The organism is Desulforamulus aquiferis (assembly GCF_030577015.1).
Taxonomy (GTDB): domain Bacteria; phylum Bacillota; class Desulfotomaculia; order Desulfotomaculales; family Desulfotomaculaceae; genus Desulfotomaculum; species Desulfotomaculum aquiferis.
Genome location: NZ_JARPTC010000014.1, coordinates 25,030 through 48,663, shown reverse-complemented (window position 1 = coordinate 48,663; position 23,634 = coordinate 25,030). Strand labels below are relative to the sequence as shown.

General features: G+C 43.1%; 23 protein-coding genes and 3 riboswitches. Of the genes, 17 read left to right on the top strand and 6 right to left on the bottom strand.

Annotation, left to right across the window (positions count from 1 at the left end):
• Positions 1-28 precede the first annotated feature (28 nt).
• The 11 genes from P6N53_RS09900 to P6N53_RS09850 all read left to right on the top strand — a co-directional run bounded on the left by P6N53_RS09900 (position 29) and on the right by P6N53_RS09850 (position 13,061).
• Positions 29-2,806, top strand: a complete 2,778-nt coding sequence (locus P6N53_RS09900) for a molybdopterin-dependent aldehyde oxidoreductase (RefSeq protein ID WP_304542692.1) — start codon at positions 29-31, stop codon at positions 2,804-2,806.
• Between the two features lie 95 nt (positions 2,807-2,901).
• Positions 2,902-5,229, top strand: coding sequence for a pyridine nucleotide-disulfide oxidoreductase/dicluster-binding protein (locus tag P6N53_RS09895; protein WP_304542691.1), 2,328 nt, complete (start codon positions 2,902-2,904; stop codon positions 5,227-5,229).
• The gene (locus tag P6N53_RS09890; RefSeq protein WP_304542690.1) at positions 5,226-5,438 is read left to right on the top strand and encodes a DVU_1557 family redox protein; all 213 of its coding nucleotides are present in this window, start codon (positions 5,226-5,228) and stop codon (positions 5,436-5,438) included. The genes P6N53_RS09895 and P6N53_RS09890 overlap by 4 nt, the downstream gene beginning before the upstream one ends.
• Positions 5,438-6,193: a DVU_1556 family methyltransferase gene (gene trsM, locus P6N53_RS09885; RefSeq protein WP_304542689.1), complete on the top strand. Its 756-nt coding sequence runs from the start codon at positions 5,438-5,440 to the stop codon at positions 6,191-6,193. The genes P6N53_RS09890 and trsM overlap by 1 nt, the downstream gene beginning before the upstream one ends.
• 29 nt (positions 6,194-6,222) lie before the next feature.
• Positions 6,223-6,675, top strand: a complete 453-nt coding sequence (locus P6N53_RS09880; protein ID WP_304542688.1) for a DVU_1555 family C-GCAxxG-C-C protein — start codon at positions 6,223-6,225, stop codon at positions 6,673-6,675.
• A complete protein-coding gene (gene trsS, locus P6N53_RS09875) occupies positions 6,675-8,033 on the top strand; it encodes a radical SAM (seleno)protein TrsS (RefSeq protein WP_304542843.1) in 1,359 nt (452 codons plus the stop codon). Before P6N53_RS09880 ends, trsS begins: the two co-directional genes overlap by 1 nt.
• Positions 8,034-8,046: 13 nt before the next feature.
• Positions 8,047-9,375, top strand: a complete 1,329-nt coding sequence (locus P6N53_RS09870; RefSeq protein ID WP_304542687.1) for a DVU_1553 family AMP-dependent CoA ligase — start codon at positions 8,047-8,049, stop codon at positions 9,373-9,375.
• A complete protein-coding gene (locus P6N53_RS09865) occupies positions 9,372-10,415 on the top strand; it encodes an XdhC family aldehyde oxidoreductase maturation factor (protein ID WP_304542686.1) in 1,044 nt (347 codons plus the stop codon). Before P6N53_RS09870 ends, P6N53_RS09865 begins: the two co-directional genes overlap by 4 nt.
• On the top strand, positions 10,415-11,533 hold the full coding sequence (locus P6N53_RS09860; protein ID WP_304542685.1) for a DVU_1551 family NTP transferase: 1,119 nt from the start codon (positions 10,415-10,417) through the stop codon (positions 11,531-11,533). Before P6N53_RS09865 ends, P6N53_RS09860 begins: the two co-directional genes overlap by 1 nt.
• Positions 11,534-11,551: 18 nt before the next feature.
• On the top strand, positions 11,552-12,166 hold the full coding sequence (gene cobC / locus P6N53_RS09855) for an alpha-ribazole phosphatase (RefSeq protein WP_304542684.1): 615 nt from the start codon (positions 11,552-11,554) through the stop codon (positions 12,164-12,166).
• Positions 12,167-12,273: 107 nt separating this feature from the next.
• A riboswitch (molybdenum cofactor riboswitch) is annotated at positions 12,274-12,395 on the top strand.
• A gap of 37 nt (positions 12,396-12,432) precedes the next feature.
• Positions 12,433-12,550: riboswitch (molybdenum cofactor riboswitch) on the top strand.
• Between the two features lie 73 nt (positions 12,551-12,623).
• Complete coding sequence (locus P6N53_RS09850) at positions 12,624-13,061, top strand: hypothetical protein (RefSeq protein WP_304542683.1); 438 nt, start codon at positions 12,624-12,626, stop codon at positions 13,059-13,061.
• A 100-nt stretch (positions 13,062-13,161) separates the two neighbouring features.
• Here the strand turns inward: P6N53_RS09850 and P6N53_RS09845 are convergent, their stop codons facing one another.
• From P6N53_RS09845 to P6N53_RS09820, 6 genes are all read right to left on the bottom strand, one after another.
• Entirely contained in the window at positions 13,162-14,031 is an 870-nt protein-coding gene (locus P6N53_RS09845; protein WP_304542682.1) for an ABC transporter substrate-binding protein, read from the bottom strand.
• 106 nt (positions 14,032-14,137) lie between these two features.
• Positions 14,138-14,257, bottom strand: a riboswitch (molybdenum cofactor riboswitch).
• A 91-nt stretch (positions 14,258-14,348) separates the two neighbouring features.
• Positions 14,349-15,338 carry a substrate-binding domain-containing protein gene (locus P6N53_RS09840; protein WP_304542681.1) on the bottom strand — a complete coding sequence of 330 codons (990 nt, stop codon included), beginning with the start codon at positions 15,336-15,338 and terminating at the stop codon, positions 14,349-14,351.
• A gap of 115 nt (positions 15,339-15,453) precedes the next feature.
• On the bottom strand, positions 15,454-16,713 hold the full coding sequence (locus tag P6N53_RS09835) for a DUF4129 domain-containing protein (protein WP_304542679.1): 1,260 nt from the start codon (positions 16,711-16,713) through the stop codon (positions 15,454-15,456).
• 19 nt (positions 16,714-16,732) lie between these two features.
• A complete protein-coding gene (locus P6N53_RS09830) occupies positions 16,733-17,812 on the bottom strand; it encodes a DUF58 domain-containing protein (RefSeq protein WP_304542677.1) in 1,080 nt (359 codons plus the stop codon).
• Positions 17,812-18,759 (bottom strand): AAA family ATPase, encoded by a 948-nt coding sequence (locus P6N53_RS09825; RefSeq protein ID WP_304542676.1) that lies wholly within the window; start codon positions 18,757-18,759, stop codon positions 17,812-17,814. The genes P6N53_RS09830 and P6N53_RS09825 overlap by 1 nt, the downstream gene beginning before the upstream one ends.
• A 162-nt stretch (positions 18,760-18,921) precedes the next feature.
• Positions 18,922-19,356, bottom strand: a complete 435-nt coding sequence (locus P6N53_RS09820; protein WP_304542675.1) for a helix-turn-helix domain-containing protein — start codon at positions 19,354-19,356, stop codon at positions 18,922-18,924.
• Between the two features lie 359 nt (positions 19,357-19,715).
• Here P6N53_RS09820 and P6N53_RS18750 point away from each other — a divergent pair, with 359 nt between their 5' ends.
• From P6N53_RS18750 to P6N53_RS09795, 6 genes are all read left to right on the top strand, one after another.
• Entirely contained in the window at positions 19,716-19,895 is a 180-nt protein-coding gene (locus P6N53_RS18750; RefSeq protein WP_373323030.1) for a DUF2292 domain-containing protein, read from the top strand.
• A 43-nt stretch (positions 19,896-19,938) separates the two neighbouring features.
• The gene (locus P6N53_RS09815; protein ID WP_304542674.1) at positions 19,939-20,400 is read left to right on the top strand and encodes a sigma factor-like helix-turn-helix DNA-binding protein; all 462 of its coding nucleotides are present in this window, start codon (positions 19,939-19,941) and stop codon (positions 20,398-20,400) included.
• A gap of 195 nt (positions 20,401-20,595) precedes the next feature.
• Positions 20,596-20,964, top strand: a complete 369-nt coding sequence (locus P6N53_RS09810) for a phage holin, LLH family (RefSeq protein WP_304542673.1) — start codon at positions 20,596-20,598, stop codon at positions 20,962-20,964.
• 58 nt (positions 20,965-21,022) lie between these two features.
• Positions 21,023-21,997 carry a hypothetical protein gene (locus P6N53_RS09805; RefSeq protein ID WP_304542672.1) on the top strand — a complete coding sequence of 325 codons (975 nt, stop codon included), beginning with the start codon at positions 21,023-21,025 and terminating at the stop codon, positions 21,995-21,997.
• Positions 21,997-22,182 (top strand): YqzN/YkzM domain-containing protein, encoded by a 186-nt coding sequence (locus P6N53_RS09800; protein ID WP_304542671.1) that lies wholly within the window; start codon positions 21,997-21,999, stop codon positions 22,180-22,182. The genes P6N53_RS09805 and P6N53_RS09800 overlap by 1 nt, the downstream gene beginning before the upstream one ends.
• Positions 22,182-23,633 (top strand): phage tail sheath subtilisin-like domain-containing protein, encoded by a 1,452-nt coding sequence (locus tag P6N53_RS09795; RefSeq protein ID WP_304542670.1) that lies wholly within the window; start codon positions 22,182-22,184, stop codon positions 23,631-23,633. Before P6N53_RS09800 ends, P6N53_RS09795 begins: the two co-directional genes overlap by 1 nt.
• Position 23,634: the final 1 nt, after the last annotated feature.

Sequence of the window (23,634 nt, the reverse complement as noted above, 5' to 3'; positions counted from 1 at the left end):
TAAATAAAAACAAAAAGGAGTGTACGAGTTGATAAAAAAGAAGCTTAATATTAACGGAGTCAATTCAATTGTGGTTGCCGATCCGGAAGCCATGCTGGTAGATGTCCTGAGGGGACAGCTACATCTCACCGGAACCAAAGTCGGTTGCGGTAAAGCCCAGTGTGGTGCTTGCTCTGTAATTTTAAACGGCAAGGTTACCCTGTCTTGCGCCTATAAGATGAAGCGCTTACCCGACGATTCAATAATTACTACCATTGAGGGAATTGGTACTCCCACCAACCTGCACGCTTTACAAATGGCCTGGGTTAAATACGGAGCAGCCCAGTGTGGTTTTTGCTCACCCGGTTTTATTGTATCGGCTAAAGCTCTCTTAGATGAAAATCCAAACCCCACCCGTGAAGACGTACGGGCCTGGTTCCAGAAGCACAAAAACGTTTGCCGCTGCACGGGATACAAGCCCATCGTAGATGCTGTAATGGCTGCTGCCCAATTAATGCGCGGCGAGATTACTGTGGAAGATTTAAGCTTCCAAATGCCAGCTGATGGGAAGATCCTTGGTACAGACTATCCACGTCCCTCCGGCATTGGTAAAGTTACAGGCACCATTGAATATGGCTCTGATTTTGGTCTGGAGATGCCCGCTGGCACCCTGCAATTAAAACTGGTTCAGGCACAGGTTTCTCATGCCAAAATACAGTCCATCGACACCTCTGAAGCTGAAAATATGCCAGGTGTATACAAGGTTGTTACTCATAAAGACATTAAAGGCAAAAACCGAATCAATGGCTTAAACTTCCCAAGCAACAAGGGTGATAGCTTCGACCGTCCCATTTTGTGCGACGAAAAGGTATTCCAGTTCGGCGATGCCATTGCCATCGTATGTGCCGATACTGAAGCAAATGCCCAGGCTGCTGTGGAAAAGGTTAAGGTTGAGCTGGAAATCCTGCCCGCTTATATGGGTGCACCTGCTGCCATGGAGCCTGATGCCATCGAAATTCATCCCGGAACCCCCAATGTATATTATAAGCAGCCCATCGAAAAGGGTGAAGATACTGCTCCTTTAATGGAAAAAGCAGATGTTGTTGTAGCCATGGAAGATTTATTCGTGGGACGTCAACCCCACCTACCAATTGAGCCAGACGTGGCAGCTGCTTACTATGATGCCAATGGAAACTTACAAATTTTATCCAAGAGTATTGGTCTAGACCTGCATGCCCTTATGATTGGGGAAGGTCTTGGACTTGAGCCTGGCAAAAACCTATTCCTATCCCAGTTCCCTGGTGTGGGTGGAACCTTTGGCTACAAGTTTAGCCCCACCATTGAAGCCCTGGTTGGCGCTGCCACCATGGCTACAGGCAAGCCTTGCTTCCTGAATTTCAGTTACTATCAGCAGATTACTTACACCGGCAAAAGGTCTCCCTTCTTTGTTGATTTAAAATACGGCGCTAACAAAGACGGTAAAATTATTGCCATGGAAAGCAACTGGGCAGTGGATCACGGTCCTTACTCTGAATTCGGTGACCTGCTTACCCTGCGTGGCGCTCAATTTATCGGTGCCGGCTATGGTATTCCCAATATTAAGGGTGTCGGCTACACAGTTTGCACCAACCATGGTTGGGGTTCCGCCTTCCGGGCCTATGGTTCACCCCAGAGCTTCTTTGCCTCCGAGACTTTAATGGATGTTTTAGCCGAGAAGTTAGGCATGGATCCGCTGGAACTGCGCTATATTAACGCTTATCGCCCCGGAGATACCAATCCCTCAGGCCATGAGCCAGAGGTATATTCCATGACTGCCTTAATTGATGCTATTCGTCCCAAATACCAGGCAGCTTTAGAAAATGCTAAAAAGCTCTCAACTCCGGAAAAAATGCGGGGCGTAGGTGTATCCGTGGGTGCCTATGGTTGTGGACTGGATGGTGTTGATGGTGCTGAAGTTTGGGTTGAACTACTGGCAGACGGCAGGGTTCAGGTAAGCACAAACTGGCAAGACCATGGTCAGGGTGCGGACATGGGTCTACTGGCTACCTCCCATGAAGCATTACGTCCTATGGGTATTAAACCGGATCAAATTAAATTGGTTATGAACGATATGAATTTAGCTCCTGCTGGTGGTCCTGCTGGCGGTAGCCGTTCTCAGCTTGTTGTTGGTAATTCTGCCGTTAACGGTTGCGAGCAATTGGTGAACGCACTGAAGAAGGATGACGGCACCTATCTGACCTATGACGAGGCAGTGGCTAAGGGTATTCCGTTAAAATATGTTGGTCAGTGGAGTACAGCTGCAGATAACTGCACTGCTTGCGATGAAAAGGGTCAAGGTAAACCCTTTGCCACATATATGTATGGTATCTTCCTGGCTGAAGTTGAAGTGGATACTAAGACCGGCAAGGTTCAAGTTGTAAATATGACTCTAGCTGCTGATGTGGGAGAAATTATTAACCAAACCGTTCTCGACGGTCAAATTTACGGCGGCTTAGCCCAAGGTATAGGCTTGGCACTTACCGAAGACTTCGAGGACTTGAAGAAGCATACCAGCATGGCAGCTTGCGGCATCCCATATATCAAGGATGTTCCGGATAACCTGGATATAATTTATGTGAATTTCCCACGTAAATTTGGCCCCCACGGTGCATCTGGTGTAGGAGAACTGCCCTTGACTGCTCCCCATGCAGCCATCTGCAACGCCATCTACAATGCTTGCGGCGTACGTATTACTCAACTTCCAGCCCTACCGGAAAAAGTACTGGCTGGTCTCCAAGGTAAAGAAATACCTGTTGTTAAACGTCCCATAAAAAACCCTGAATTCTAAAATAATACATTTGAATTTCTGATATAACGGCTTGCCTAAAACGAACTAAACAGTCTCGCGCTTTTAGTTCGTTTTAGGTTTGAAGGGTGGATAACATGGACCATAAACGAATATTTGAATTTGAAGAGAAATGTATTCAGGAGCAGCCACCAGGGTGCACCACCTCATGTCCCGCTCACATGGATGTAAGGGGTTTCATACGAGAAATCAAGGCCGGTCGCTTAGCTGAAGCATTAAAAATATATAGAAAGTCTATTCCCTTTCCAGCCATTATTGGTCGTATCTGTGATCATCCCTGCCAACTGGCCTGTAAACGGCAGGAGGTGGGAGGAGCCGTGTCCATAGCTGCCTTAGAGAAGGCCTGTGTTTTACAGGTTCAAGCTGATCCGCCTAAAATCTCAACCCCAAAAAGTAAGAAAGAAAGAGTGGCGGTTGTAGGCAGTGGCTTAAGTGGTCTAACGGCTGCCTATGAGCTTGCAAAAAAAGGGTATCAGATTACCCTCTTTGAGTCGGGGAACTGGTTGGGTGGAAGAATACGAACCATACCCGAGGTAGATTTACCACCACAAATAATAGATGAAGAATTGGCAGTAATAAAGCAACTTGAAGTGATTATTAAACTAAATACCAGTGTAGGATTAGACATTTCTTTAAAATCAATCTATAAAGAATTTAGTGCTATTTATCTGGGAACCGGAAGGATGGTTAATGAATTTGAGCTGCCCCTTGATTTACAGGGGAAGTTGAAGGTAGATCCCGTTACCTATGAAACCGGGCAGAAGGGTGTCTTTGCCGGTGGTACCCTGCTAAGGGAGTATAGCTACTCGCCCATTACATCCCTTTCCGATGGCAGAAGGGCGGCTATATCCATTGACCGCTACCTTCAGGGCGTTTCTCTAAGTGCTGTCCGTGAGAATGAAGGTTCATACCCAACACGTCTTTTTACCAGTACACAGGGAGTAAAACCTGTTCCACCTGTACCAATGGGAAACAGCAGGAGTTTTTATAGCAAGCATGAAGCCATGCAGGAGGCTGGCAGATGTTTGGATTGTCAGTGTTTAGAATGTGTTAAGGTATGCCAGTACATGACCCACTTTAAGGGGTATCCAAAAAAATTTATAAGGCAAATCAACCATAATTTAAAAATGATTAAGGGTAGGCACGAGGCAAATATCCTGATTAATTCCTGCAGCCTTTGTGGACTTTGCCAGAAGGTTTGCCCGGAGGGCCTAAACCTGGGTGAACTTTGTCAAGAGGTCCGTATGGAGATGGTCAAGAAGGGTAAAATGCCTCCATCGGCCCATGATTTTCCAATTAGAGATATGAAATTCAGCAATGGAGAACAATGTGTCTTAACCCTTCATCAGCCTGGCTGTAATGCAAGTAGCCATGCCTTTTATCCCGGTTGCCAGCTAACTGCTTCCGCTCCCGAACATGTACAAAGGGCATATACCTATTTAACCCAGAAACTTTCTGGGGGTGTAGGGCTGATGATGAGATGTTGTGGTGCGCCTGCTGAATGGTCAGGACAAATGGATTTGTTTTTTTCGGAATTGCAGCAGATCAAAGAGCAGTGGGGGAGCCTAGGAAAACCAAGGATGATTTTGGCCTGTTCCACTTGCCATCAAACCTTTAAGAAATACCTGCCCGAGATTGAACTGGTATCCCTATGGGAAGTGTATTTGGAATATGGTTTGCCCAAGGTTGACGATATGCAAAGACCCTTTATTGTTGCTGTTCATGATGCCTGTACCAGTAGGGATGAGGGACATATACATGGGGTTGTTAGAAAAATAATTGGCCAAATTGGCTGTCAGCTTGAAGAACTGCCCACCAGTCAGGACAAGACCCAATGCTGTGGTTACGGTGGAATGATGCAGTTTGCCAACAAAGGATTAGCAGATCAGGTGGTTAAGCGGCGTATTAGTGAAAGTCCAGTGGACTATGTTGCTTACTGTGCCATCTGTCGGGATAATTTTGCTGCCCATGGTAAAAAGACCTATCATCTCCTTGATGTTATTTACGGCCAGGCAGATCCCCACGCCCCGGCAAAAAGGGGTCCCGGCTATTCCCAGCGACGCGAAAACAGGGTCAGACTGAAGAATAAAATACTTAAGGAGGTTTGGGGGGAGAAGACTTTGGAAGAAAAGGAAGCCTTTGAAAGTATACAGCTAATCATCCCTGAATCAGTAAGCCAGCTTATGGAGGATCGCCTGATTCTTACTGAAGACATACAAAAGGTTATTCATTTTGCCGAAAATACCGGCACAAAAATGCAAATCAAGGAAAATGGTCATTACCTGGCTTACCATAGACCAATAAGTGTAACTTATTGGGTTGAGTACCTGCCCCAGCCGGAGGGATATATGATTTTTAACACCTATTCTCATCGAATGGAAATTAATGAGGATGTGAATTCATGAGCCAAGGACAGGACAAGAAAGAAGCTAAGTCTATAGCTTGTATGAAATGTCAAATACCTATGGAACTGGGAAAGGTTGAGGTTTTTTATTTAAATAATAAATTTCCCATTGAATTGCTCAAATGTCCTAAATGCGGATTAGTGTACATTCCGGAAGAATTAGCTATCGGCAAGATGCTGGAGGTTGAGAAGGCTTTGGAAGATAAATAATGTCTTTGACGGGTGAAAATATGTCCTCAAATAAAACATGCAAATTATATGAAGGCAATGCCATCAGACAAGTAACGGGTGACAGTATCCGACCAGGGGGTTTTAGGCTGACAGATCAGGCTTTAAACCTATGTGCATTGCCACAAGGGGTCAATATTCTAGATATTGGCTGTGGGACAGGAGCGACTGTCGAATACCTGATAACAAAATATAACTATAATGCAGTGGGTGTAGATCCATCTGAGATTCTATTAGCTAAGGGTCGACAAAGAACAGAGAACCTGCCTATATTACAGGCCGCGGGGGAAGCTTTACCCTTCGAACAGGGTGTTATGGATTGCATTTTTGCAGAATGTACCCTGTCGGTAATGGAAAATCCTGATTTGGCTTTACAAGAATGCCACCGGGTTTTAAAGAAAAAAGGTTGCTTGGTGGTGACTGATATTTATGTTCGGAACCAGGATTTTGTCTCTGAGCTTCATAAACTACCCCTGGCCAGCTGTCTCACCGGTGCCAGGACTCGTTTGGAATTGGAAGCTAAGCTTAGCAAGGCTGGCTTTAGGGTGAGTTATTGGCAGGATCACTCTGAACTTTTAAAGGAATTGGTTTTCAAATTAATAATGTCTTATGGTTCAATGAATAATTTTTGGCAGCAAGCCGGATCTGGTGATTTTGATGTAAATTGGGTACAGGCTATCATCAAAGGGGCAAAGCCCAGCTACTTCCTGTTAATAGCCCATAAGGATAAGGAATGATTACAGCTTGCTGGAGAGGAGATGGCAGCTTGTCCGAGGATATGTTCCGTATGTTTGAATTGTCCCAGCAGGGATTCTCCTGCAGTCAGCTCCTATTAATAATGGGTCTCGAGGCCCAAGGAAAAAAGGATATTGAACTAATTAGAGCCATGTCGGGACTGGCCGGTGGCATGGGGTTTTCCGGCCAAACCTGTGGGGCTTTGACGGGTGCTGCTTGCTTGCTGGGGCTATATGCAGGTAAGGGTACCCTTGAAGAACAACCCCATGAGAAATTTGATTTGATGGTTAACGAACTGGTGGATTGGTTTAAAGAACAGGTGGGAACAGAATACGGCGGCATTACCTGTGCCGATATTTTAGGTGATGATTTACAATACAAGATAGTTTCTATGACTTGTGGCAATATAGTAGGTTCAACCTATGACAAGGTGAAAGAAATATTGGCAAACTACGGAATTGATACTACCGAGGTACGGATATGATGAAGGAAAACTATAGGACAATAAGTAACACATCAAGCATTTGTCCAATATGTATGAAAAGGCTTCCTGCCCGCAGGGAGCTTAAGGGAAGAGATGTCTTCCTTGTTAAAGAATGTTCGGAGCATGGCTCCTTTGAAACTATTCTCTGGAAGGGATCACCAGAATCAATAGATTACCAAGGATGGGCAAGGCCTAAGATACCTTCCCGCCCCAAGCTGTCTTTTACAGAGGTGCAAAGGGGGTGTCCCTTTGATTGTGGTCTATGTTCTGAGCATAGACAGCACAGTTGTACGGTGTTATTAGAAATAACAAAGAGGTGCAATTTAGGCTGTGCCTTCTGCTTTGCCGATGCCGGAACCAAAAAGCTTCCTGACCCGGACCTTGAGGTTATCAAGGGTTGGTTTGAGAGGGTATTGCTGGCCGGTGGCCCTTATAATATTCAACTTTCAGGAGGGGAACCTAGCCTTAGGGATGACTTGCCGGAAATAATAAAGCTTGGCAAATCCCTTGGCTTCAACTTCATTCAACTGAACACCAATGGTATTCGATTGGCAGAAGACCCGGACTTTGTAAAAAAGTGTAAAATAGCTGGATTAACTTCTATTTTCCTGCAGTTTGACGGGACTGAGGATGATATTTACAAATCATTAAGGGGTAGGCCTCTATTAAATCTGAAAAAGAAAGCCCTTGAAAGATGTGTTGAATACAATATTGGGGTAGTACTGGTACCGACCCTGGTTCCTGGGGTAAACGTGCATAATATTGGAGCCATTATTGACCTAGCCCTTAATTATTTACCAACTGTGAGGGGAGTTCATTTTCAGCCGGTAAGTTATTTCGGTCGTTATCCAGAACCGCCGGCAGATAATGACCGCATTACTATACCGGAGGTTATTAGGGAAATAGAAGTTCAAAGCAAGGGACTGATTAATAAGGAGAGCTTTAAGCCACCGGGTTGTGAGAATGCCCTTTGCTCTTTTCATGGTAATTTTATTCTGATGCCGGAGGGGGAATTAAGACCCTGGACAAAACATGAGGGATGCTGTGGAAAGGTTGAAAAGGCCGAAGAGGGGGCGGCAAAGGCTAGAAATTTTGTAGCTAAATATTGGTCTGCACCAGAAAAGTTGGGGGTTTCCTTGGGTGCTGGTGGTGGAGCATTTTCCCTTTGGGACTCCTTTATCGAAAGGACCCGCACCCATTCCTTCAGTATCTCCGGTATGGCCTTTCAGGATGCCTGGAACCTGGATATAGAGAGGCTGAAGGATTGCTGCATCCACGTCATGTCCCCCGAGGGAGGGCTGATACCCTTCTGTGCCTACAACCTAACCAACAGCAAGGGCCAGCCCTTATATCGGTGAAGGAGGCTAGCCCTTGGAAAAGACACCGCTGCAAAACTGGATAGCTGGTAGACTTGGGGTTTCGGAAGCCTCCTTAACCAGGGAAAGCCTTATTGACTACCAACTTAAAAAACTTAGGGAAACACTAGATTTAGCGATTAACCGCAGCACCTATTATCGTAAAAATCTCTCGAAATACCCTAATAAGCTCAATAGGCTTGAAGACCTGCTGCAATTGCCCTTTACCACTTCAGAAGACGTCAGAAATAACCCATTACATTTCCTTTGTGTTTCCCAGGATTACATTAACAGGGTAGTTACCCTTCAAAGCTCAGGAACCACCGGGAAGCCAAAAAGACTGTACTTTACTAAGGAGGACCAAGAGCTAACCATTGATTTTTTCCACATTGGCATGTCAACCCTGGTAGGACCTGGAGACAGAGTCCTGATTCTCTTGCCAGGGCAGCTTCCTGGCAGTGTTGGAGACCTCTTGGCGAGGGCTTTAGAAAGATTTCGTGTTAAAGCTATTCCCCACGGAATTGTGCAAGATCCGGAAAAGACTCTGAAAATAATGCAGGAGGAACAGGTCAATGCCCTGGTAGGGATACCTACCCAGGTGCTATCCCTGGCAAGATACTGGGGAGGGGCTATCAATAAATATCAGCCTCAATTAAAAAGCGTTCTTTTAAGTACGGATTATGTGTCACAGGCAATCACCCGTCAGTTGAAGCTTAGCTGGGGTTGTCAGGTCTATGGCCACTACGGCATGACAGAGATGGGGCTAGGTGGTGGAGTTGAATGTCAGGCCTTGGCAGGCTATCACATGAGGGAAGCGGATCTTTACTTTGAAATAATAAACCCGACTAATGGAGAGTCAGTTCCAGACGGTGAAGAGGGGGAGGTTGTTTTTACTACCCTAACCAGAGTTGGCATGCCCTTAATAAGATATCGCACAGGAGACCTGGCCAGGTTTATTCCAGACCGTTGCCATTGCGGTTCCATTCTGAGAAGGTTATCACCTGTAAAAGGCCGAGTTAGGGGTGTATATCAGCTGCCTGCTGGACCATTAACCATAGGTGAATTAGACGAGGTTCTTTTTAGTGTTGCTGGAGTAATAAATTATCAAGCCAGCTTATCTAATGAAAATGGTAAGGATATTCTAAACATTGGGATTTTTATGAACCACGGGGAAAATGGCAGCATATTTGATGCAATCCGAAGAAATCTAAATACCATTCCCTCAGTTTATCATTCAGAAAAAAAAGGCTGCTTAGGTATTAAGCTTTTGATTTTATCGGAACAATTAAAAAGTACCGCTGCTAAAAGAACCATTAAAGACTTAAGAAAGAGTGAGATGTTATGAAAAATTTGTACCACTCTATGTTGCAGTTGTTTGAACAGGGAAATAGCTTCGTACAGGCTACAATTCTAACACAATCCGGGTCTGCCCCACGTACTGCGGGGGCGAAAATGCTAATATTAAAAGACAAAACTATCCTTGGCACCATAGGTGGAGGTCAGGTGGAGGCTATGGTACAAGAATTGGCTGCCGGACTTTTCGAGAATAAAGGAGCTTTAATTAAAGAATATGACCTTACTGGCAGTAAGGGTGGCCAAATGGATATGATCTGTGGTGGACGATTGGAAGTGCTAATAGAATATATGGATGCCACAAATAATACTCTCCTTAATGTCTATCGAAATATTATAAGCACTATAGAACAGAGGAAAAAAGCTGTTTTGGTAACCCCTATCTCCAATTATTTATGGGAAAATAATCAATCCTTTTTAGTTCAAAGTGACGGATCCTTCCATGGCAGTGAATATTCTTGGCCAGATGAGTTGTTAGAATCATTTGCTGGTCAGGCCAAGGGCAGATACCCCCAGGTATTGACCTTTGATAATCAACGATTCCTGGTGGAACCAATCAGTACCTATGGCACGGTATATATTTTCGGAGCAGGTCATGTATCTCAAAAACTGGGTTTATTGACAGGTTTGATAGATTTTAGAACGGTTGTAATAGATGATCGAAGGGAATTTGCTAATCGCGAACGTTTTGCTACAGCCGACGAGGTGCTGGTTGTAGAAAGCTTTGGACAGGCATTTGCTGACTTTAAATTTGACCCGGACAGCTATTTGGTAATTGTCACCAGAGGCCATGCCCATGACAAGACTGTCCTTGCCCAGGCCCTCAAGACAAATGCCAGCTACATCGGTATGATTGGTAGTGTGAGGAAGAGGGATACCCTTTATCGTTCCCTTCTGTCGGAAGGCTTTACTGAGCAGGATCTTAAAAGGGTCTACTGCCCAATAGGCTTAGAAATTGCTGCCGAGACCCCGGAAGAAATTGCAGTAAGCATTGCAGCAGAATTAATCAAAATTCGTGCGGGTCTAAGCTAATGAAAAACACAGAAAACATTGCGGCCATCATTTTAGCAGCAGGGTTTTCTTCGCGCATGGGGTCTTTTAAGCCACTATTACCTCTAGGCAATACTTCGGTAATTGAAAAGTCTGTGAGGATGTTTGAGTCAGCCGGCATAAATAACATAAATGTAGTGGTTGGATATAAGTCCAATGAACTTCTGCCAATTCTAAAGCCTTTAAAAGTTAATATTGTTGCTAATAACAATTACTACGAAGGAATGTTCTCGTCAGTTAAGGCCGGGATAAGGATAATTGAACCGTCCATTGAAGCTTTCTTTTTTCTACCAGGGGATATACCCCTGGTTCTCCCTAAAACTATTACAGCCCTTATAGCAGCTTACCGCGGCAATTCTGCCGGAATTATATACCCATGTTTAAATGGTGAGCGTGGACACCCGCCACTTATCTCAACTGCTTATAAAGACACTATACTATCCTGGGACAAAGAAGGGGGGCTGAGGTCTTTGCTGCAAGAATATGAGGCAGATGTGTTGGATATTGAGGTGGAAGACCAGGGGGTTCTTCAAGATATGGATACACCTCTGGACTATCAAAGGGTCCGTGAAAGTGTCAGCGGCTATGTTATCCCGTCTGTACATGAGTGCCATAGGCTACTTGATAATTGGGAGGTTCCTGAGCAGGTACTACGCCATTGCCAAACCGTTGCCCAGGTGGCAGAAAGGATAGCAAATTCTTTAGCAGGGGCAGGCTACACCCTTAATCATGGGCTAGTCTTGTCTGCTGCCCTATTACACGATCTAGCAAGGGGTGAAAAAAATCATGCCCAGGTTGGGGCAGAGCGCTTGAGGAGGTTAGGCTACCCGGAGGTTGCGGAGATTGTTGCCATTCATATGGATCTACCTGTAAATAGCGAGCGGGTCTTTAGTGAAGCTTCAATTGTATACCTAGCTGATAAATTGGTTAAAGATGATAAAATTATATCCTTAGAGCAAAGACTTAGGGAGACTAGTCATAAGTATGCCTCAGAACCACTCGCCTTAGAAGCAGTCACAAGAAGGTTGAGCCAAGCAGAAAATATTAAGCGTGAGATAGAAAAAGCCATTTCTCTTCCATTAGAAAAAATAATTTTATAAGTTTTGAGGGGTTTTTAAATGGAACAAAGATATATTTATTTAATCCGACATGGGGCGATAGAGTCAAAAGGCGGCAAAAGATTTATAGGTCAGATTGATTTACCTATCAGCCAAGAAGGAGTTATGCAAGCGAACCGATTAAGGGAAGAGCTAAGCTGTATCCGTTTTAATCATATCTGTTCCAGTGATTTACGTCGCGCTCGTCAAACGGCAGAGATAATTGCTGATAAACATAACCTTACACCTATTCTTCATCAGGAGTTGAAGGAAATATCCCTTGGTGAATGGGAAGGGCTATATTTTGAAGAAATACGCCGCAAGTTTCCAAAGGAATTTATACAAAGGGGTAAGGATATAGCAAACTTCCGTCCTCCAGGAGGAGAGAACTTTAGACAATTATCTGAAAGGGTATTAAATAAATTTCAATATATCATGGAAAATACCGATGGTAATATCCTAATTACAGGACATGCAGGGGTTAACCGTGTAATTATATGTCACATCCTAGGTGTACCCATAGATAACATTTTTAGCATTAGCCAGGACTACGGCTGCTTAAATTTGATTGGTTGGTCGAAGGGAAAATATCGATTAAAGACCTTAAACAAGTTAACAAAGATTATTCCAGCATAGGTATTCAGCCTTATACTTCTTAATTGGGCAGAAATCAATAATATATCAGAAATATCAAAAGGTTACAGAGGAATTTCCGGTATGTTGTTGAATATATATTTTAAGAACTAAATTTAATCCTCCGAGCCACTGAACCTAAGGTAGAGAGTACCATGGTTCACTTGGCCGATAGGGTTTATCTGGAAACGGGTAAGCCTCCCGTGCGGAAAGGAGGGTAGGATTATTTACTATGTCCTTCTCTGGCCGCACTATGTGCGGCTTTATAATTTTAAATGTTTCTCCGAGCCTTTAAACCTAAAGCTTTAGCCAGGGTTTACCGGCCGTTTAGGGTTAGCAGGGAAACCGGCTGGCCTCCCATTGGAAAGGAGAATTATCTACCTGGGCATACTAGGCTGGATAATGCTGCTTTTCTTTAAGTGCATTATTCAGCTTTTTCTTTTTGAAAGGTGGGGTTGTTTTGCAGCGTAAAAAAGGAAAACTTTTATGTTATTTTTGCCCTGGAGAAGTTATTGGTCGTTTTGACGGGGAAGAATGGCAGATTAAAAATATCAGCCAAGCCCTAGGTGGATTTAGTGATAAGGTATTTGATACATATATGGAGCTATCAAATATGGCTGATGAAGGCTGGCTGGTGAGGGAGGAAAGGAGAACTAATTCCCGAGCAGTTATTGTTGTTTTCTATTATTTAACGGGGGAGAGTATCTTAGAAAAGCGCCAGCTTATAATAAATAGATTGCTTCGTACTTATCTTGATTCTGTGGTCTATCCTCGGGAGGAGCTATATGTGGCATGTAAACAACATGACCTTGAGTTAATAGGGCTAAAAAGACATGCTAAAAGTGCAGAAAGACAAGTTAAGCAAAACTCATTAAGGGGTTTTAAAAATAATTTATAAACTTGCCTGCTTGGATTTCACCGGGATGTAATCCCGGAATTTTTTTCTCTAAATTAGATAACCTCCCGGACTAAGTTGACCGGGAGGTAGAATTGCATCACTATTTGTCTTTACCTGCATCAGGGAAGAAAAGAGGGCTGCCAAATTTATCTACTCCAAAATTACCAATAATATCTTGAGTTTCTTTGGCTACCATGAAGTCAACAAAGGCTTTGCCGCCCTCGGCGTTAACCTTGTCAAACTTTTCAGGGTTAACATTCATTACGTGATAAATATTGAGAAGGGACTGGTCACCTTCAAGCAGGATATCCAGCTTTACATTATTCTTTTGTGCCAGATAGGTAGCCCGATCTGTAAGGGTATAGCCAAGCTTTTCTGATGCGATATTAAGGGTTTGACCCATGCCGGTGCCGGATTCCTGGTACCATTTTTGACCTTTGGGATCAAGGGAAGCTTCCTTCCATAGCCCTAATTCCTTTTTATGGGTACCTGAGTCATCACCACGGGAAACAAAGATTGCTTCACTATCATAAATTTTCTTAATGGCCTCTGCAGTGGTATTTGTTTCTTTGATTCCTGCAGGATCATTTTCGGGGCCTACTATAATAAAGTCATTGTGCATTACCAGGGAGTAATTTATACCTACTCCACTATCTACCAATACCTTTTCGTCCTCCGGTGCATGAACCAGTAATACGTCTGCTTCACCCTTTTCACCCATCTTAAGGGCAGCGCCTGTTCCAACAGCAATGATCTTTAAGTTGTAGCCGGTTTGCTTTTCAAATTCTGGCTTCAAAACGTCCAGTAAGCCGCTGTCCTGGGTGCTGGTTGTGGTGGCCAGTATTACATCTTTTATGGCCGGCTCCTTAGCACCTTCACTATTGCCTTCCTCTTTGGGGGCCTGCTGGCAACCTGCCATAAGCAACATAAAGGATAATAGCAGGACAATTAGGGTTGAAAAACGTTTCATCTTGGATCCTCCTCAAATTTTATAGATTTTTACCTTCTTTATTAACCCAGTACAAAAAACAAAAAAACCGTGTACTGTGTTTAAAGGAGTACACGGCTAAATAAATGCCAAATAATCTAAACCCTCCTTTCCACAATGGGAGGCATGTCCGTTTCCAGACAAACCCTATGGGTTTATAAACCATAACCGAAGTGTTAGATTTATAAACTCGGAGCTAATATGTAGTTAAAAAGTATATTCTACATGATAATTGTTTTTCCTTTGTATATTAAAATATTTTTGAATATCTTAAATACCAGTTTAAAGTACCTGCCCATTTACTTATTGACCAAGTATTCCGAATCCGAGAGGGAAAAGGCAATAATCTTACCAGTTTCCGTTACATCGTAATCCCCTAAACCATAGAGTTCATTTTTGAATTCCTTTGATTGTAATATTTCTACCACAGCTTGAATATATGGTTTTTGTAAATCTTCCTTCCTTAAAACTAACTCGTAACGCTCCTTCTGCAAGGGAATAAAATCTACCCCCCTGACCTGCATAGATACTTTTTCATTTCCCAGGCCAACATCTGCGTCTCCCCTGGCAACAGCACTGGCAATACCAAGATGAGATGGCTCTTCAATCTCATAACCTTTAATTAAATGCCTATTGATGCCTAAGAGACGAAGCTTTTCATCTAATAGCACCCTTGTGCCGCTGCCTTTTTCGCGGTTTATAAAGCTTATCTCTCCCCGGGTTAAATCCTGCCAAGCATTAATGTTCTTTGGATTACCTTTTGCTACATAAAAACCCTGCATACGGCAAGCCAAGTGCAAGATAACGGTTTTAACACCTGGTAACATATGACGAACATAGGGGATATTATAGACATTTGTATCCCCATCCCACAAATGAATTGCTGCAAGATCCGCTTTTTCATGGTAGAGAGCCATTAGCCCAGGAAAACTTCCAACATTATGACGGAAGGCATGAATGCCATTGGGATGTCGTTCAAGTTGACGTGACAAGACATCTAGCAGAACATCCTGCCCGCATATTACAATCCCCTGGGGTAGAGGTGGCTTATTGACTAATATATTATTGCTTTTGCCACCATTGCTTAAATTTAGCAGCCTTGTGTCGGAACTCAAATCTACCTTTTTGCCTTGACGTTTATAATTTTCTACATCCTTTAAATCAACTCGTATTTTACGTCCCACTCGGTAAGCCGGCAATTCACCACGTTTTATTAACTCATAGACAGTATTCTTGGCTATTTTAAGCTTTGCTGCTACTTCTTCAGGTGTCAAAGAGATTTCTTCCATAATTTTTACCTCCAACCCTATTGACAAGTATTATAACATAACTTGTATAGCGAACATAATACGCTATATTACGTTTAGTCATTTGTAGCATTGTTTTGTCGTTAGAGTTACTTTTCTAAAGACTCAAATACATTTTGCGAATCACTCTCTTTAATTCTAAAATTTCTTTGGAAGAAAATTTCTTATGACTATAGCAGTGAAGCACATAGCTTTCTGTGATTCTCTTGATAGATTCGTCATAGTGGGGGAATACCTTGCAGATCCGCTCACTAAACTCATAGGGCGTTTCCCAGGCCCCTTTAGTATGGTTTCTCCGGTCAGCCCATTTCAAAAAATGTTGATAAGCCTGGGTAACACCGTATTTTCCTGGAACAAAAAAAGTCAACAATAACTTAATCTTTAACCATAGTTCCTGCAAAAAAGGCTTTATCTTTAGCCTGGGCAGTCCATATTCCTGGGGTATATTAGTTAGCCGTAGCCTTTGCCAGATGATCCTGAGCAATAATACAGCCATAATTAATAAACCAACCAGCAGTACCACCAGTAAGACATAAAGTAGTAGTTCAGAAATGAAACCATCTCCAGTATTGCCTTCTGACAAGGGCAATTGCTCATTTGCCTGATTGGGTGGGTTGCTGCTGTCAACGGCCCCCGGCCTTTGGGGTGCCATATTGGTAAGTACTAATATAGCTTTTAAGACTATAGTTAATAGCTCTAACAAGAAATTAAACAGGGGCTGAAGTAGCTCAAATAGCTTGTTGGATAATCCATGAAGAGGACCCTTTAAAAAACTGGCCAGCACCAAAACAGGGGCCATAATGATGGCAAAGTAGGTGAAAATTACCCAGGCTTTCGCCTTCTCATGGCCTGGCCTAGTGAGGGAGAGCAGCAGTAGGTTTCCCAGCAAAAGAATAAGCATACTTGGAATAATGTTAGGCACATCCTGGTTTAAAAAATCTATTAATAGAAGTAAGGCCAAAAGGATTACTATACTTAGCTCAAAACGTTGGACCGCCTGGGGGTAGCTTATAGTTTTTTTAGCTAATAGTCCAATCCTAAGCCAAATCCAGCCATAGAACACTAGGGGAACCGCAGCCTGCACATTAGCTAATAAAGCTGTTGACCTATAAAAAAACAATACCGACACAATAAAAACAAGGCCATAAACACACCAAAGCATAAGATTAGACCAATTTCTACTTTGTAATGCTGCCATGGAGATGACAGAAAGCAAAGAAACCCCGGCGAAGATTACCAATGAAGTCATGGCCCACGGGGGTGTTTGCAGGGCTAATGCAATTAAATAATATAGTGGGTATAGATAGGCCATTTCAACCAATATTGCGCAAATGTTGACTTGAAGTTTTGTTGTCATGGATTACTCCACCTTATATTCATATGGGATATCGTAACAACCGGGGCAGCTCAACTGCACAATCACCGATGCACATATAGCTTGTTCCAGGGGGGATGGTTTGGCTCTCAAAATCAAGTAACATCTGCAGCTTTCCAACCGATACCAATTCCAGCCTGGCCAGTCTTTCCAAAGCTAGCATAAGGTGCTCAATGCCATTACCGACGGGCATGGTTAAGGGACCTTGGATGCCCTTTTGCCGGCCATTGATCAACAGGCCAAAGGGTATATTCAGCTCCTGGGCCCAAGAGATAATGGTTGCTGCCACAGAGAGGGCCTTTTCGAATTTCTCTGACTCGTTATTTCTAGCAAAAGAAGACACATCCATCAGGATATAGATTTTATAATCGCCGGAGGGCTCCAGTACTTTAGCATAGAGCTGATCTTTACTAAGGCTGGCCTTCCAGTGAATCAGACGGGCCGGAGTATCATAGGTATATTCCCGCAAACTCACCGGGCGTACAGGATCCGGCATATAGGGACGCTGTATTTTTTTATCCCCAAGCAGATCTGACACCTCCAAAGACAGCTGTTCCAGGGGAATTAGGGAAGGGTAAACGATTAGCCACCGATTATCAGGGAACAGGGTGTGACGTTCAAAAAGTCCAAGTCCATCCTGGGAGGATACCTGCAACCCCGGTATTTGCCAATAGCCCCTCCCCAGGGCCTTAATTTCATAAACTCTTGTGGCAGACTGATATCTGGTAAGCATGTAAGCCTTTTCTTTAATATCCGGGGCCGACAAGCCTACTGGTAGTGTTTGCTGCCAGCCTATGATTGACGGCAACCTTTTGGGGTTAGTTATTTGTAGGGTAAGGGTGGTATGTTCACCGGGAAAACAGCGAAGGTGTTTTAATTGTTTGGCCACAACTAGATCTCTAAGCCCAAATTTGCTCCACCAAGCAGCACTTTCCAGGGTGAAGACTAAAAACAACAGCAGAAGGGCGGGGAGCCATAGGGCATATCTTAGAGAGACAAGTAGGAATAACAGTAGAATAATCCTTACCAGGCCAATGGAAAAATAAGAGGCAATGTCAGGATGTGTTTCTTGACGGGCCATTACTGCTCTTCCTTTGTGACCCTAGGAATGCTAACCGAATTAAGGATCTCTTGAAGAACGTCATTTTCACTAATGCCCCGCAATCTCTCTGTCCTTTTTACCTTCAACCTGTGCTGCAATACTGGTTGAAGAAGGAATTTAACATCATCAGGCAGTACATAATTTCTACCCCTTAGCAATGCCAGGGCCTGGGATGATTTAAAAAGAGCCAAAGAGGCCCTGGGACTCGCTCCTAATTCGATAGCCGGGTGCTTACGGGTTTCTTCAATTAACAAAACAATATATTCCATGATGGAAGGGTCCACTTGAACCCCGCTGCGTAATTCCTGCCAATGTAGGATATCCTCAACATTGGCCACTGCCCCTAAATTTTCTAAAGGTTTGTTATTACCATGGGTTAAAAGGATATTGACTGCTTCCTCAGTGGTTGGATAGCCCATGCTGATTTTCATAAGGAAGCGATCAAGCTGTGCTTCGGGTAATAGGAAGGTACCCTCCATTTCCACAGGGTTTTGGGTAGCTAAAACTATAAAGGGTTTAGGCAGGTGCCTGGTTTGACCATCTAGGGTAAATTGCCTTTCCTCCATGGCCTCTAATAAACTTGCCTGGGTACGGGGGACCGCCCTGTTAATTTCGTCGGCCAGCAAAATATTGGTCATCACAGGACCTTCCCGAAAGATAAGATCATCCCTTTGTTTACTATATACATAGAAACCAGTTACATCAGTAGGGGTTAAATCTGGAGTAAATTGAATTCTAGAGAATCGGCAGTTGAGGGAAATGGCAAAGGTCTTAGCCAAGATGGTTTTCCCTAAGCCTGGTACATCCTCAATCAGAACATGTCCATCAGCCACTAAGGACACCATTAATAATTCAATAACGTCTTGTTTGCCCACCATAACCTTTGAAATGTTATCTTTTAGTTGATTAAAAGCCGTATTTAACATTGCTTAACCTCGCTTTGGTAACGTCATACTGTTGTCATTGTAACAAAGCAAAGACCTTGGCCACAACCTTATTAATGTACGTTACAGTTCAGATGTTTTCAAATGGAGTTAGTCCATACATGTACAGGTTTAAATACAGACCTTAGATAAATCTATTTTTGTTTATTTATTCTGATTATCGTCAAATGTTATGGACTCTTTCTTTTGCATACTCTTTCTTTTCCTTATAGCTCGTAATGCTACCTTTATAAATTCAATAACATCGTCTTTATCGTCATTATCCAATAGGACTCCTTCAAATGTAATGTTTTCTTCACGTAATACCTTTTCTATTTCAAATGAAAGAGGGCTTTTACTGCTAGTATCCTCTGAATTATCCACTGGTAAATATCCCGCTAAAGACATCAAGTGTTCATATGAAACATTTAGAAGTGGTGCAAGTTTTTCAAGGGTTTCGGGTAATGGCTTTTGGATATCCTTTTCTATTCTTGACAGAGTTGCCACCGATACGCAAGAAGCCTTTGATAACTGGCCAAGACTGTTAAATCCAGCCAGTTTACGAAGTTTAGAAATATTTTTTCCAACACTTTTCGACATATAATTCACCCCCTTAGATATTATATCCTATATTGCACGCCCGTAACATTACGACGGTGTATAAAATTATAAAAATTCCTTGCGGGGACGCAATGGTTATGATAATATGTCTATACTGCAGAAGGCCATTTAATTGCTGTAGAACCTGAAAATTTAATGGATACCTATTAGGCCTAAAAATTGTACTGTTAATACATATATAATAGGAATAGTTGATTGACAACTACTAATTTGAAATAAAGCTAAAATATTTTTGCCAGTACTGTTACGTTCCCGCAAGATATAACTACCTCCTTATTCAAAAAATTAAGTTAATTATGGCCATTCTCAAATAAATGGCTGAATAGAAACGGAGGTGATTGTGCTTTTTGTTTAGGACTTCAGAACAGTTGATATCTGAAATTAAAAAAAAATCCCATATCATAGACCAACTCCGGTATGGTGAGGTAGTTATTAAAATCCAAGACGGCAAAGCTGTTTGGGGGGAAATTAAAACAGTATGGAAGGCTGACTCGAATAAACGGGAGGCCCGAGCTTAAAGCTCGGGCCTCTTTTATTTTTATTGAAAGAGGGATGAAATAAATGAAAGAATTAATCCGAGAATATAAGAAATCTTTGAAGTCACTCAAAAAAGTCAAGACGGACATGCTTTACCTAAATAGTATGATTTCCGATACCCAGTGGGCGATAGAATACATGGAAAAAGGGCATATGCCTGGTGCCAAGTGGAGCGTAGCTAGATGGAGCCGGGAAAAGAGAGAGATCCCGGTGGACCCCTTAGAAATGTCCCGATATGTGAAGAACAGGCTGCCCCAGGGTTGTGCCCCCCAATGGATGGTGGAATTATTGGAAAGCTTAATGTTATCCCTTAGCGTAAGGGAGAGGGAGGCCTACGAACTGGTCCGCGGACAGTACTTTTCCTTTGAGCAGGCCGGTAGGTTAATGGGCTGCAAAAAAGGTAGTGTGCAAAATCTAGTTAGCCGAGCCGAGAGAAAAATTGCCCTTGTCGTACGAAAGCAAACTATAAGTGAGAGAGATTTATAAGAAGCAGAAAAGCACCCTGGCTAGGGTGCTTTGATTTTTTTAAACCGTCATTTTTATAGATATGTAACAGCGGTAAAAGGGTCAGTTGAGAAACATGATTAATAATCAGGAGGAAGGTGATAAATTGAATTTGCATTATGTTAGTGTTTTAAATCTCCATTAATTCGTCAAGCAATTTTGTTAGGAGGGTTTTTCATGGAAGAAAAAATATACTATTTCTCCTCAATAATAATTTTCGCTTTCATTGGTCTGTTGGCTGCATATGTAAAAATATGGCTTAACCAGTTAAAGAAAAAGGCCGAAGCACACTTCCAAGCCCAGATAAGCGCTGCTCAACGGGCTACCTTAGCCATTTTGGGAAGGGAGGCCTTTGCCTTTGCTGAGACGGTCTTTCGGGAATTACCGGGTCCAGAAAAGCTGGCTGAGGCAGTAAAATATCTGGAGGACAAGGCTATAAAGCTAGGTATCCAGGTAACCCTTGATGAGGCCCGGGCTTCCATAGAGAAGGCCTGGCTGGAAGATAAGTGGAAGCAGCTTTTGGTTTTTAACACAGCGGAAATGTAAGGAGGTGGTGGATAAAAACATATTAGATAGTCGCCATATTCGAAAGTGAGGTGAAAAATTGGAAAACACAATAACTTCTGTAAGAAATTACATCTATAATAACTATGCTAACTTTGGTTTGGACTCTGCTGAGGACTTTAAGCTAATGGGACAATCTAACTATATTATGCCGGATGGCGGCATTTGGTTGATTATGCTGGCAACAACAACTTTACCTAATAACAAACCCGAGAATCTATTTGACAAAATAATAGCTACCGGCAAACAAATCGAGCGATTTCAAACAGTGGTTCAGTTTGAGGTTAAAACTAGGGCCCCTGATATTAACAATGATTTCAATTGGAATACTGCCATGCGTATAAGGGACAAGCTATACGATGCTTTAGCAGGCCCTGAACGGAACGGCTTAATAATTCCCAGATACGATTGGGCCAATCCGGATAATCCTGTCCAGGCCGGTGAAATCTGGTTTGAGATTAATCCATTAACCTCACCGGCAGAAGAACAGGTGGCCTATCCTGAGGACCCGGCAAATAAATCAATCTTCCTTACTTATAATATGCATTGGTGGAAACCAACAACGGTACAGGCTGTTGCCCCAAATGATCCTTGGCTTGAAGCGCTGGCCCTATGGACAGAGAAGGAGTTGGGTAAGGATTGGACAATCATTCATAATGTCTATACGGAAGAATTTCAAAGACCGGCAATTATCTGGAACTTGGTAAATATAAATGCTAAGCAGATAACAGCATCAACCTTTGAAGTAAGTAAAAAATTCAAAGGCAAAGTGCTTGGTCACCTGCCAAATCAGCAAATATCCGGCTGCTTAGCCATTGTTGAAGGACTAACTAGGGACATAAAGATACCCTTAGCCGGCAGCCAATATTTAACAGTAATCAATCCACAAACGTCTATCCGTAAAGATTCTTTGGTGAATGGTCAGGTAACCGTAAGCCTCAGCAGAAAGACCAATAGACTAACGGAAGAAATGCCGTTAATGATGAAAATTGACATAGAAGGGAGCTGGCAATAGTGAACAAGAAGAATTCACCTGAACAAAAGTACCTTAGGGAAGAAATCATCGAGAATGCCGAGATTTTGTTTAAGGTAAAACCGGAGGTTGTAATTGGTGCCCTGCATAATATTAAAAAACATGAACTAACCGTCAGCGAGGTTGAGCAGGCGGTTAAATTATTTTTAGAGGAGGTAGTTAAATAATGGCAGGAGGAACATGGAGCCCCACCGAGCAAAAAGTTAGGCCAGGATTTTATCTTAATTTTGAGGCTGCTGCCTTAGCGGCTATTAAGCCGGGTGCCCGCGGCATTGTTGCCTGCCCGGTTAAGGCTGACTGGGGTCCGGCAAGAGTATTTCAAGAAATAACCAGTGAGGCTAACCTTCTTTCGGTATATGGCCAAGATCAGGTTGAAGGAGCAACTGCTTATAAGACAATCCGTATGGCTCTGCTGGGGGGAGCTAAAACAGTCCTTGCATACCGTCTAGCCGACAGCAATGCTGCTAAAGCCAGCATTACTTTGCAAGATACATCGGGAACACCAGTAAATGTGATAAAACTTGAAACAAAATTTGAGACCGCCCGGCCATTTAAAGTAACAACCAGGATTAATATGGTTGATTCAGCAAAACAAGATCTCCAACTTTATGACGGTACTGCTTTGCTTCATACATTCACCTTTAATTCCGGCGTAAATGGAGTAGATAATGCCATAGCTGCTATTAACCAAAATGTCGGCAATGAATGGGTAACTGCAACAAAACTAACTTCAGGCAACGGTGTCCTTGCCTCGGTAAACAGTCAGGATTTCACAGGCGGGAATAATGGAATTGCAGGTCTGACTAATGCTGATTATATTGCTGCCCAAGCTAAATTTGAGTCCCGGGTGTGGAACCTGTTCACCTTGGATGGCAGGTCTGAAGGTGCCCTTCAGACCTCTTTTAAATCCTGGATTGAGCGCCTGCGTAATGACGGCATCGGTGTAATCGGTGTCTTTGGCGGTTCAAACGAGTCCGATGCCGATCCGGCCCAGGGTAATTTACGCTCGATTGGTTTTAATCATGAGGGTATTGTCAACGTTATTGTGGGTGCTGTACTAAACGAGGAAAACTACAACAGTGCAATGGTAGCCCCTTATGTTGCAGGTTTAATTGCCGGTCAGAAGCTAAGTGAGACCATTACTTATGCCCTATGCCCCTTTAGTGATGTTTCCCCGCGCCTTACCAACAACCAGGTGATTGCTGCCCTTCAGGCCGGTTCACTTGTACTGGTACATGATGGGGAAAAAGTTAAGGTTGAGCAAGGCATTAATACCTTAACAGGCTTGCGTCAGGGCCAAAATAACCAGTGGAAAAAAATCAGGGCCATTCGAACTATGGATGCAATCAATAATGACTTGCTTAAAGCCGCCAGCGATAACTATATCGGCAAGGTAAATAATAACGATGACGGCAAGGTTGCCCTGCTGAATGCATTTAAACAGTATATGGACACACTGGTTCAAGGCGGCATTGTTGAAAGCGATTATTCGGTATACCTAAATCCCCATTATCATGGGAATCCTCCTCTGGCTGCACCCGATGAGGTATATCCCAAATGGGAAGCTCGAATTACCGATGGTATGGAAAAAATCTTTGGAACCTTTATGGTGAAATAAG